The organism is bacterium, from assembly GCA_021372615.1.
GTDB lineage: Bacteria > Armatimonadota > Zipacnadia > Zipacnadales > UBA11051 > JAJFUB01.
This window is the reverse complement of sequence record JAJFUB010000005.1, coordinates 1-12,124: the sequence shown is the minus strand read 5'-3', so window position 1 is coordinate 12,124 and position 12,124 is coordinate 1. Positions and strand designations below refer to the sequence as shown.

7 protein-coding genes and 1 pseudogene are annotated in these 12,124 nt (G+C 69.1%); 7 read left to right on the top strand and 1 reads right to left on the bottom strand.

Annotated features, from left to right (window positions below):
• The first annotated feature begins 76 nt into the window (after positions 1-76).
• From LLH23_00310 to LLH23_00300, 3 genes are all read left to right on the top strand, one after another.
• Positions 77-862 carry a fumarylacetoacetate hydrolase family protein gene (locus LLH23_00310; GenBank protein ID MCE5236916.1) on the top strand — a complete coding sequence of 262 codons (786 nt, stop codon included), beginning with the start codon at positions 77-79 and terminating at the stop codon, positions 860-862.
• Positions 863-1,024: 162 nt separating this feature from the next.
• Complete coding sequence (locus tag LLH23_00305; protein ID MCE5236915.1) at positions 1,025-3,529, top strand: hypothetical protein; 2,505 nt, start codon at positions 1,025-1,027, stop codon at positions 3,527-3,529.
• A gap of 147 nt (positions 3,530-3,676) precedes the next feature.
• On the top strand, positions 3,677-4,702 hold the full coding sequence (locus LLH23_00300; protein MCE5236914.1) for a hydroxyacid dehydrogenase: 1,026 nt from the start codon (positions 3,677-3,679) through the stop codon (positions 4,700-4,702).
• 200 nt (positions 4,703-4,902) lie between these two features.
• On the opposite strand, the gene LLH23_00295 is transcribed toward LLH23_00300, so the two are convergent.
• Positions 4,903-6,396, bottom strand: a complete 1,494-nt coding sequence (locus LLH23_00295; protein ID MCE5236913.1) for a hypothetical protein — start codon at positions 6,394-6,396, stop codon at positions 4,903-4,905.
• A 163-nt stretch (positions 6,397-6,559) separates the two neighbouring features.
• On the opposite strand from LLH23_00295, the gene LLH23_00290 reads away from it, so the two are divergent.
• The 4 genes and pseudogenes from LLH23_00290 to LLH23_00275 form a co-directional block, all read left to right on the top strand.
• The gene (locus tag LLH23_00290) at positions 6,560-7,168 is read left to right on the top strand and encodes a hypothetical protein (protein ID MCE5236912.1); all 609 of its coding nucleotides are present in this window, start codon (positions 6,560-6,562) and stop codon (positions 7,166-7,168) included.
• Between the two features lie 270 nt (positions 7,169-7,438).
• The gene (locus tag LLH23_00285) at positions 7,439-8,743 is read left to right on the top strand and encodes an aspartate aminotransferase family protein (protein MCE5236911.1); all 1,305 of its coding nucleotides are present in this window, start codon (positions 7,439-7,441) and stop codon (positions 8,741-8,743) included.
• A gap of 1,037 nt (positions 8,744-9,780) precedes the next feature.
• A pseudogene (locus LLH23_00280) lies at positions 9,781-10,545 on the top strand (DUF4091 domain-containing protein).
• A 980-nt stretch (positions 10,546-11,525) separates the two neighbouring features.
• A partial coding sequence (locus LLH23_00275; GenBank protein ID MCE5236910.1) for a hypothetical protein occupies positions 11,526-12,124 on the top strand: 599 nt, incomplete at its 3' end.

Genomic DNA, 12,124 nt, shown 5'->3' with positions numbered 1-12,124 from the left:
GGTGACCGCTCCCACGCGAGCAGAGGTTCGCGGTCGGTGACCGCTCCTACACCGCTGCATGGATGGGGAGTGCTGCATGAAGATTGCGCGCTTTGAGTACCAGAACGAGACCCGCCAGGGCATCGTCGAGGGGCAGGAGATCGAGCTACTGGCCCTGGCGGACCAGTCGCGGACCGGTCAGGTCGTCAAGCTGTCGGAGGGGAGGCTACTGGCCCCGGTCTGCCCGCCCAATGTCATCGCCCTGGGGCTGAACTACCGCAAGCATGCTGTCGAGTCGCAGATGAAGCTGCCCGAGCGGCCGCTGATGTTCCTGAAGGCGACCACCTCGGTCATCGGCCCCAACGACCCGATCGTCCTGCCGCACATGGCGCCGACCGAGGTGGATTACGAGGCCGAGCTGTGCCTGGTCATCGGCAAGACCGCCCGCAACGTCTCGGAGGCGGAGGCCCTCGAGTACGTGATGGGCTACACCTGCGGGAACGACGTATCCGCGCGCGACTGCCAGATCCGCCTGGATGGCGGCCAGTGGGCGCGGGGCAAGAGCTTCGACAGCTTCTGCCCGCTCGGGCCGTGGATCGAGACGGAACTGGACCCGGACAACGTGGCCATCGGGTCGCGGCTCAACGGGCAGGTCATGCAGGCCTCGAACACCTCCGACCTGATCTTCAACTGCCGCCAGCTGGTGAGCTACCTGAGCCACAGCCTGACGCTCCTTCCCGGTACGGTCATCATGACCGGCACGCCCGAGGGTGTCGGCTTTGTGCGCCAGCCGCCGGTGTACATGCAGGCAGGCGACGTAATCGAGATCGAGATCGAGGGCATTGGCGTACTGCGCAATCCGGTGGTAGCCGACTGCCGGTAGACGCGCGACGCACCTCGCGCTTTCCCACGGGGACGCTCTGTCACGAGCGTCCCCGTGTTGTGTCCGCAGATATAACAGAAGATTACCATATAAGGAGGGGACGACCAAGACTCGGCGAAGGCGTAGCGTATGGGCAACCTTAGCCCGAGGAGGTGCTGCTCAGTGCGACGCGTGACAACGATCCACGTCTTGCCGATTGTGGCTTTCTCCCTGGCGTTGTGTTTGATGGACGGCTGCGGCGGGCATGGCGGGCGCGACTTCGCGCGTGTCCTACGCGGCGTGGTGACGGTGACAGACTTCCGCGTGGCGGCGGGGGAGCGGGTCGGTGCGGAGGGCGATGTCACGGTTCAGTGCCAGACCGCGGAGGTCGAGGGGGAATTGGTCTCGTTGGCGAGCACTGGCAGCGGCGCGAACGGGGGGAGCATCACCATCGAGGCGCAAAGCGAGATCGTGGTGGCCGGCCGCATCGAGGCGGGGGCCGGTACGGACGGCAGTAGCACGGGGGCGGGCGGCAACGGTGGCACCGGCGGGAGCGTGGCCCTGAAGTCGGCCGCCGGCGGCGTCACCCTCGGCGTAACGGCCGTCGTGGCCGGAGCGCGTCCCAAGCAGGCCGGCGGCGGAGCCTCGCTGCGGTCCGGCGACGGGGGCAACGGGGGCAACGGGACCTTTGGAGGCGCCGGCGGCAACGGCGGCGACATCACGATCGAGTGCCCGACGGGCACGTGGCACATTACCCCCGGCCCCGATCTGCTCGTCTATGGCAATGGTGGCAACGGCGGCAACGGGACCGTGCCGACGGCGCAACTCGAGAGCATCACGATGCCGGAGACACTGCCGAACGCAGGCGGCGATGCGGGGCGGCTCATGGGGAGCATCGGCGGTGTGGACGGTGTCACGGTTGAGGACGCCACAGACCCGGCCACGGGCCAGCCGTGGAAGCTGGCGCGCGTCACGGAGGGGGTCGTGGGGGGGGGAGCGGGGGGCGACGCCGGCGACTCCACCTTCGGGGCGAGTGCGGCGCCGGCGGCGCAGCGCTCCACCAGGACTGCCGTGGCGACCCGTGAATTGGGTGCCGTTGAGATCGTGGGCGGCGATGGCGGCGACGGGGCCACGAAGGGCGGGGACGGCTCCTCGGTCCGCTACAGTGGCCCGTTGGGAGCAGCGGGCAGGGATGGCGTGGACGTCACCGCGACGGGGGGAGCGGGCGGTGAGGCCGATGACGTACACAGGTCGAAGCTCCAGTTGTTTGGCGCCCTCTTCGGCGTGGGCGCGTACGACCCTCTGTATGGCGGCCGGGGTGGCGACGCCGAGGTCATTGGCGGAGCCGGCGGCGCGGGGGGGCCCGGGCAGAACGGGGGCGCCGGGGGCAATGCCTTAGCCACAGGAGGCCACGGAGGCTCGGCCAACTGCTGGTCTGTTGACCCGACGCAGTGGCATTCGGGCGGTGGGGGTGATGCATTCGCGCAGGGCGGCAACGGAGGGGACGGCGGCCTGGGCAGAGTCGATCTCCGAGGCGGCGACGGGGGCGACGGTGGGAAGGCCCAGGCCGAGGGGGGAAGTGGCGGCAGTGGCAGCCCGCTCGATGACAAGCACGGCCCGGGCGGCAACGCGACCGCCTATGGCGGCAACGGAGCCAACGGCGGCAACGGAAACCCACCCGGCGACGGAGGCAGCAAGGGCTCGGCGGTCGCCGGATGGGGATCCGGGTACCCGCACGGGACTGAGACTGCAACTCCGGGCTTGCCGGGAACGATGGGAACGCCCATCGTGCCGCCTCCCACCCCTCATAACTACCATGTCTTGGCGAACCGCGAGAGCAGCACCCGCATGTACCTGCAGAAGTACTGGTGGGAGTACATCCTGCCCGCCCAGATCGGACCGATGGAACTGACCTCTCCCGCCCAGGTCGTGCCGGGCGAGAGCATGTACCTCACCGAGGAGGGGAACCTGTGGCTGGGGACGGAGCATGGGGTGCACCGGCTCGACGGTCCCCTGCAGGCCATGACCGACAATGCCGTGTTCCAGTGCAGCACCGAACTCTCCGGGCCCATCTGGGTAGATGAGAGCCGGGATCTGCTGTACTGTGCCCCGCTGGGCAACAACCAGGTGCTGGTGTGGCCGAACGCCGCTACGGCCTTCGGCACCCAGGCGGTCGTGCGCACGATGAGTTTCCCCGGCTACCAGATTCGGGGCCTCACCGGCGATGCGACGGCCGACCGCCTGTACCTGCGCGGCACGGACGGCAGCGGGCAGCAGGTGATTGTCGGGCTGGGCAGTGCTTCGGCTCAGGACGGCATGATCTGGACGCCGACGGCGGTGATGACCGGACTGGGCGCTAGCGGAGGGACGATGGGCATGGGCATCGCCTATGCCCGGCGGCAGGACATCCTCTATGTCGGGCGGCCCCAGGCAGTGGGGATCATCACGGCGGCCTCTACCCGCGCCGGAGCAGTCACACTCCGCCTCGTCCAGGGCGCTGCCACGGGCATCGTCAATGAGCCCGTATCCCTGGATGCCTTCGACAATGACGACGTGCTGTTCGTCGGTGACGTCAGTGGCGCCGTGATGGCCTTCACGGGTGCGAGCGCGCTGACCGGGGACACGGCCTGGGCCAGACGGGAGACGTTGACACCGGGCATGGACGCCATGGTGGCATGGCAGCACTAGGCGGGGGGGGCCGTAGCGGACTGCCGCACTCGGTGCAAGACGTCCCGCGGCTCGGGGCGTCTTGCCGGTTCTACAGGCAGGCGGCAGGTATGGCGAGCAGCGAGCGGGAAGCATGGCACATCCAGAGCACGAGGAGTTGCTGTGAACATGACTGCCAAAGCCAAGGTGTGGTGCATCCTGACCAAGGACGGTCTTGCCCGCGTGATGCGGCCTGAGGACCAGGAGAAGATGAAGGCCGAGTTCGACGTGACCTTCAACAAGACGGACAAGATGCCGGACACGGCGGCCATCGCGCGCAAGATCGCCGACTATGACATCCTCCTGGGTGGCTGGGGTAGCCCGCCGCTGACCGAGAAGGTCTTCGACAAGGCCGTCAACCTGAAGATGTACGCGCACTTCGCCGGGTCGGTGAAACACATCCTGTCCCCCGAGGTCGTGCGGGACATCCTCATCCCGCGCAACATAGTGACCTACTCGGCCAACGAGGCGATCGGCTACAACGTGGCCGAGTCGGCCGTGGGCCTGATGATGATGCTCGGGCACCAGTGGCTGCCGTTCGTGAACGACTTCCGCGCGACAGGGCGCTGGCGGGCTGATGTAGCGCCGTGGAACGGGCAGTTCCTGCAGGGCGCCACGGTGGGCATTGTGGCCGCCAGCAAGGTCGGCCGGCACGTGATGAAGCTGCTGTCGAGCTGGGACCTGAAGCTGCTGTGCTACGACCCGTACCTGAGCCCGGCCGAGGCCAAGAAGCTCGGCGTGCGCAAGGCCAGCCTGGAGACGCTGTTCAAGACCTCTGACTACATCACGATTCACACGCCGACGACGCCCGAGACCGATGGCATGATCACCGAGAAGCACTTCAAGCTGATGAAGGACGGCGCCACGCTCATCAACACGGCGCGCCCCCGCGTGCTTGACCAGGACGCCCTGTACCGGGAAGCCAAGGCCCGACGCATCTACGTGTGCCTGGATGTCACGACGCCCGAGCCGCTGCCGAGCGACAGCCCGCTCCGCGAGTTGCCGAACGTGTACATCACGCCCCACATCTCGGGCGCGGGGTTCTACGGGTACTTCAAGATCGGTGAGAACGGCCTGAAGGCGATGAAGCAGTGCGTGGCGGGGAAGAAGGTCTTCGGGGCGGTGCCGTACGCGGTCTACGACCGGCTAGCCTAGCCGTAGGAGCGCCAGCATCCTGCTGGCAGGCCGTTTGCCGTCGCCTTTGCCGTCCCCCTCCCTGCGCGCTCGCCTGCGAGCGCCGGAGGGGCAGGGGGTAGGACGCCGTTCGTCGTTGCGTCAGGCAGCCATACGGCGTCCTACCCCCGCTGCTTCGCAGCGACCCCTCCCTGCAGGGAGGGGTGACGTCTTCTCCCCCCTTACTCGCGCTCCATCATGATGAACCAGTGACCCGCCGCGTGTTGCCACTGGGCCGCGAAGCGGTAGTCCCGCCGTAGCTCCGACTGGTCCTGGAGGCCCTTCGTGGTCGGCTCGTAGGCATACCCGGAGCCGCCCTCGGGCCACGGCCTCGTGGTCCACAGCAGGATGAACCGGGGGCGAGCGTCCATCACGTACCGCGCGGCGGCCGGGTTGCCCCTGCGATAGTCGGGCAGGCGCGCCAGGGTGCGGTCGTTGAGGCCCCCGGTGTCTATGACGCGCATGTTGGGTGACTTGTACGGCACCATACCGGCGTCGAACATGGCCAGGCCGTCACCGGGCTGGGCATGCTGCTGCAGCCACGCCCCCATCTGCTCGTGCGTCGCGCTCTCGGCCACCGAGACCAGGCCGCCCCGCATCTCGGCCATGAAGCGATAGCCGCTGAACAGCCCATATAGCACCAGCAGGGCGAGCAGGCCACGCTGGAGGGCCCGTGCGCCGCCGGCCAGGCTGAGCATGCGCTGGACCGACAGCTCCACCAGGCACAGCGCCAGCACCAGCGTCGGCAGCATGAAGCGCCAATGCCCCATGTAGGCCTCTCCGAACACCGCCACGAACAGCATCCGCGCCAGGAGCAGCCCCGCCGCCAGCGCCAGCCACGGCCACTCGCGCCCGCCCATGAACACCGCCGCCAACGCCCAGCACAGAATGACCACACCGCCCACATCGCCCCAGAAGCCCGCGACCCAGTGGCTCAGGCCGGTCAGTATCATGCCCGGCAGCGTGCGCGCCGTCACCGGGCCGGCCTTGGCGTAGAAGGTGTTGGGGAGCCAGTCCCCGTAGAAGGCGTGGCGCCACAGCATGTGTGCCGCGACTCCCGCGCCTACCACCACCAGCAAGAGCGCGGCGTTGCCCAGCAGCGCCTTGCGGCGCTCGGGCCGAGCGATCGCCAGCAGGAGCAGCACGAGGACCGCCACGGGCAGGCAGAGCAGGCCGTCGGGCCGCGTCAGCGCCAGCGCCAATAGCACCAGCGCGCTGCGCCAGGCGACCCGTGTCTCCGCCTCGCCCGGCAGCACCGTCACCAACAGGACCAGCAGGAAGATCAGGAGCGCCGTCTCCAGGCCCTGGGCGCAGGCCGTGGCCATCAGGCCGGACAGGCCCACGAGCAGCGCCGTGGCCGGCAGCCGCTGGGGCAAGCCGACGCGCCGTGGCAGGCCCCAGAGCAAGACGATCGCCCCGGCACCGAGCAGCCCTCCAAGGACCTTGGCGGTCTCGGGCACCGGCAGCCCCAGGCGATGCAGCCCCGCTAGGAGCGCCACCCACAGGAAGTTCGTATAACCTTCGACGTGGGTGCCGTCCACGTTGTAGACGGGGCCGAGGCCCTCGCCCCAGTGCCGTGCATAGCGGAACGAGATCCAGGCGTCGTCAATGTACAGGTGGCGCAGGATGATCTGGCCGAGGGCGAAGATGGCCAGGCCGGCCAGGAGGCCGAGCATCTCGACACGTGAGCTGGTGCGTGGCAAGGCGGCTGTAGCGGGCGTGGTCTGTGGCGTTGTGCTTTCCATCGGGGCCCCAGTTTCGTCAGACGCGGCGGGGGCACCTGCGCCCCCGAAAACCGCGGCAGGTGTGACGAGCCAGCGAGTTGAAACGATGCCCCTCATGCGACCCTTCGCCCTCGCCTGCGCGCTGGACCTGGCCCTCGGCCTGAGCCTCGGGCTGTACTACACGGTCACCTACTACCGTCGCGCGTTGGCCCCGTTGCCGGGACTGGTGGCGCTGGGCGCGCCTTTCATGTATTATGTGGCGGTTGACGAGCGGTTCTCCACGGCCGCCCAGGCCTGGCTGTGGATGGCGTGCTTCCCGGCTGCGGGCGTGCTGTGGCGGCTGTCACTGGCCCGGGCCCCGCGCCTGTTCGGGCAGGCGCCGCTGCGCTTTCGCGAGGTCACCGCGAAGCTGTGGCCGCTGTGCTGGCCGCTGGTGGTCCCGATGCCGGTGGCCGCCTGGCTGGTGTCGCGGCCTGACGGGTATTGCGACTGGTCAGGCTTCATCGCCGTCTGCCTGCGCCAGCACAACGTAGCCTCGCCCGCATGGCTGCCGTGGCTGTTCATGCCGCCGGCGCTCGCGGCGCTGGCGCTGGAGTTGCGAGGCGTCTGGCGGCTGCTGGCGGGGCTCGCGCCGTACCGGCGCACCATCGCCATCGCGGCGGCCCTGGTGGGGTTCATCCTGGCCGTGTGCGTCGTGGGGTTCGCCCTCGCCGTGGTACAATGATCCGGCGGCCCCTTCGGGGCGCGTCGGAGGGGGAGCGGCGAACGGGGGCTCACGCCCCCGCCTACGTACGCCGGCGCCTGCGGCGCGGACGGCAACGGCGCGTCCCGCCCCCGTCTGCGTATGCCGGGGCCTGCGGCGCGGACGGCAACGGCGCATGGATGAGGAGCCAGCCCGTGGCTCGCCGTTGGTACCCGTTACCTGTCACCTGTCACCTGTCACCTACCCGCACTCAGCGGTTCAACGATCCAACGCTCAGCGAGGTCTTCTCCCATGTCCAAGTACAACATCCCCGGCCCGCAGTCGGCCGCATTCCTGCAGATGTCCGAGCAATACGAGAAAGGATGCACTTCCGGCCAGTCGCCCATCGTCTGGGACAGCGCCGAGGGCTGCATCGTGCGCGATGTGGACGGCAATGAGTACATTGACTGGACGTCTGGCGTGCTGGTGACCAACATCGGCCACTGCCACCCCAAGCACGTCAAGGCGATCCAGGATCAGGTCGCTCGGCTCATGTGCCCGTATGACTACCGCACCCCGGTGCGTTCGGAGTTGGCCAAGCGTCTGGTCGAGTCCATGCCCGCCTGCGCCAGGAACCTCGACAGCGCCTTCTTGCTGACCACCGGCTCGGAGGCGACCGAGGCCGCCATGCGCGTGGCCAAGCGCGCCACCGGCCGGCACGAGATGATCTCCTTCTGGGGCGGCTTCCATGGTCGCACCTGGGGCGCCATGAGCATGGCCGGCAAGCAGGGCACCAAGAAGCAGTGGGGCCCGCTCATGCCCGGCACGCTGTACTCGCCGTATGCCTACTGCTATCGCTGCCCGTTCGGCATGACCTGCGACAAGTGCGACCACTTCTGCGCTACGTGGCTCGACCATATCGTCGCCACCGAGTCCACCGGCGATGTCGCGGCGCTCATCCTGGAGCCCTACCAGGGCGGCGCGGGCTTCATCTTTCCGCCCGACGGCTGGCTGACGCGCGTGCAGGAATGGTGCCGCGCCCATGAGGTGCTGTTCATCGTGGACGAAGTGCAGGCGTCGTTCGGCCGCACCGGGCAAATGTACTGCATCGAGCACGAGGGCCTCAGCCCGAACATCCTGTGCCTGGGCAAGGGCATCGGCAGCGGCATCCCGACGGCGGCGACGATGTTCGAGAGCGGGCTGCTGGAGGGCGTCGGGGAGATGTCGTCCACCAGCGGCGGCAACCCCGTCTCCTGCGCGGCGGCCGTGGCGGTGCTCGACATCATCGCGGAAGAGAACCTGCTGGAGAACTGCCGCACGGTCGGCGCGTACATGCTGGGGCGGCTGCAGCAGATGGTAGAGAAGTTCGACGTCTGCGGCGATGCCCGTGGCAAGGGCCTGGTCATGGGCCTGGAGTTCGTCAAGGACAAGCAGAGCAAGGAGCCGGCGGGCGACCTGTGCCAGCACATCTGCGACGCGCTGGTGGCCAATGGCGTCGTCTGTGGCCGCGTCGGCTGGTGGGGCCAGGTCATCCGCGTCGCCCCGCCGCTGGTCGTCACGATGGAGCAGGCCGAACAAAGCTGCGACGCGCTGGAGAAGACGCTGGCGGAGCTGTAGGTCCGTAGGAGCGCCAGCTTCCAGCTGGCATGCCGTTGCCGTTGGAGCGCGGGCTTTGCAGCCCGCGCCGCCGCCGCAGTCGTCGCCGTGGGAGGGGCCGGCTACTAGCCGGCCCGCCGTTCGTATGCGCCATGCACATGCCTCGCGCCCTCCGACCGACAGCCGCGCTGGCACTGGTCGTCCTGGCCGGTGCGCTGTCGGTCGGCTCGGCGGCTGATCTTGCCCTCTGGACCGCCCCCGCGCTCACGAAGGTCTTCCCTGACGCCCCTGCCGGCAGCGGCAACGCCATTCGCCTGCAGGCTTGCCGCAATGAGGTCGAGTGGGGGCAGATCGTCTTCCGCTCGCCCGAGCCGATGACGCTGCGGCTCAGCGTGAGTGACCTCATCAGCGCCTCCGGCCGCGTCATCTCCACCTCGCAGGTCTCGCTGCATCCGGCCGTCTACGTGCATGTCTCGCACCTGTCGGGCAACGGGCAGCGGGAGCGCTACTGGCCCGAGGTGCTGCCGGTCGGCGGTACGGTGACGCTCACGCCGGACCGCAACCAGCCCGTCTATGTCGGCGTGCGCGTGCCGGAGGGGGTGGCGCCGGGGCTGTATGAGGGAGAGGTCGTCGTTCGGCGGTCCCCTCCCTCCCCGCCCAGTGCCGGCGTCTCGCCGGCCCAGGCGCGGTCCGGGGACGGCGGCGCGGCCTCGACCTTGGCCGGCGGGACGCCGGCACTGGACGGGAGGGTGGTAGCTTTGGCCGGCGGGACGCCGGCACTGGGGCAGGGGGTGTCGGCACTGGACGGGGGCGAGGTCCGCGTCCCCATCCGTCTCCGCGTCTGGCGGCTGACCATTCCCCGCACGCCCACGACCCGCACCTCGTACTACGTCTGGTGGGACGGCATTGCGAAGCGGTTCGGGTTGGACGGCGGGCCGGCTGATAGCCGGCCCCTCCAGCTCAAGCAGCGCGTCTTTGACCGCTTCTTCGCCTTCATGCTCGACCATCGGCTGTGCCCGATGTCGCTGCCCGTGGACATCCGCCACGCCGACCGGTACATGCGCGACCCGCGCGTCAACGGTGTGCGGCTGCCGTATGGTGGCACAGACCAGGAGTTGGCCGACGCCATCGCCTTCGTCAAGCGCCAGGGGTGGCTCGACCGTTGCTTCTACTACCTGCTCGATGAGCCGCCGCGCCGGTCGTGGTCGGAAGTATGGGCCGCCTCCGACCGGCTGACCGGCCTGGACCCGCTCACCCCGCGCCTGGACACGATCCAGCCCGAGCCGGAGCTGGAGGGCGCCGTCTCGATCTGGTGCCCCAATGTAGAGAGCGTGTACCTGTATGACGACCGCATCGCCGCCCTGACGGGTGTACGAGGGGTCACCGACCCCGACGGTTCGCGGTCGGTGACCGCTCCCACGCGCGACGGTTCGGGGTCGGTGACCCCTCCCACGGGCGACTGTTCGGTGACCGCTCCTACAACGGCACCGCCCGAGGTCTGGTGGTACACCTGCGTCTTCCCCAAGTACCCCTACCCGACGTTCCTGCTGGATGATGATGCCATCGCGCCGCGTCTGCTGTTCTGGGCGCAGCCGCGCCATGGCCTGACCGGCAGCCTGTACATCAACACGATCCACTGGGGACCCGAGGGGAATGACCCGTGGGCCGAGGCGGCGGCGGACCCCGTGCTGCTGAACAACAACGATGGGCTGCTCATGTATACCGGGCGCGGGACGGCGATCGCCGACGCTCACCCTGTGACCGGCGTGCGGCTGGAGATGATCCGCGACGGGCTGGAGGACGTGGAGCTGTGCAACATGCTCGGGCGGGAGATCGCGCGGCTGGCGGGACCAGCCGTGGCACGACAGCATCTGGCGGCCCTGGCCTCGCAGGTCCTGCCCGACCTGCGCCACGCGGATCGCGATCCGCGCCACCTGCTCGCCCTGCGCGAGCGTGTCGTGGACGAGATCCTGACGCTGCAGAGCGACCCGCAGGCGCTGGCGGAGATGCTGAAGCTCCCGCTCCGCGTGGGCGCGGACATCCTGGACGCGCCATCCGGGCCGTCCGGCCCCACGCGGGTGGCCGACGACAAGTTCGCCGTCGCGCTGCGCGGCACGCCGGTGGTGGATGGCAAGCTCGACGATGCGTGCTGGCAGGCGGCCCAGGCTGCGAACGCGCCGGGCACGCGCACCATCGTCACACGCTTCCGCAACCTCACCGGCCGTATCTGGCCCTCGCAGGAGACAACGGTGGTCTGCCTGCACGATGGCGCAAACCTGTACTTCGCCTTCCGCTGCGGCGAGCCGGAGGTGGCGAAGCTGACGCCGCTGTCGGAGCAGCCGGAGCTGGCGCGGGTGGACCGTGTGGCCGTGGCGTTGGGTGTTGTGGGGCAGGAGCGCTGGTTCGTCGTGACGCTGGAGGGGACGCGGCTGGAGGGGAGCCTCCAGCAGCCGCGGCCGGTGCGCGGCGGCGGCTGGGAGGCGAAGACCCACCTGGACGCGGACGGGTACACGGTGGAGATGCGGTTGCCCATTCCCCCCTCAAGTAGTGCGGGCTTCCAGCCCGCCCAAAGCAGTTCGGCCACCATGACGACCTTGGGCGGGCTGGAAGCCCGCACTACCGAGCAACGCGGGCCTCAAGCCCGCCCCGCCGTGCAACGCGGGCTGGAAGCCCGTACTACGACTCCTGTGGCCTTCAACCTCTTCCGCTTCGCCGTCCCCGGGCAGGAAACGCTGTACTTCACAGGAAGACATAGCAGCAAGCAAAGCCCCTTCCAACTCGGCACACTGGAACTGAGGTAGCCATGGCCATCAACGAAGTCCATATTCTGCACCACACCCATGTGGATGTGGGCTACACCGACTTGCAGCCGGTCATCTGGGAGAAGCACGTCGAGTACCTGGAGCAGGTGCTCGACTACTGCCGCGCCAGCGACGAGCACTCCGACGATGCGCAGTTCCGCTGGGTCTGCGAGTTCAGTTGGCCGATGGTGCAGTTCTGCCGCACGCGGCCCGAGCGCGTCCCGGAGATGGTCGAGCGCCTGCGCGAGGGGCGAGTGGAGCTGGCCGGGCTGTTCCTCGACCCCACGGAACTGATGGACAAGCGCGCGTATGAGATGGCCCTGCAGCCGGCGCTGGCCATGGCCCGCGACCACGGGTTCGAGATCACCACGGCCATGACCACCGACGTTCCCGGCGCCGGCTGGAGCGTGCCCGACGTGCTGGCCGAGGCCGGGGTGCCCTATCTGAGCGTCTCCCCCACCGCCATGGTCAGCAAGCCGCTGCAGCTTCCCCTGGGCCCGTTCTGGTGGGTGGGGCCCCGCGGGGGCCGGGCGCTGGTCTGGCACACGGACTGGCGCAAGGGCTGGTATGGCGCCTGCCATGTGCTGGGGATGCCCCAGGG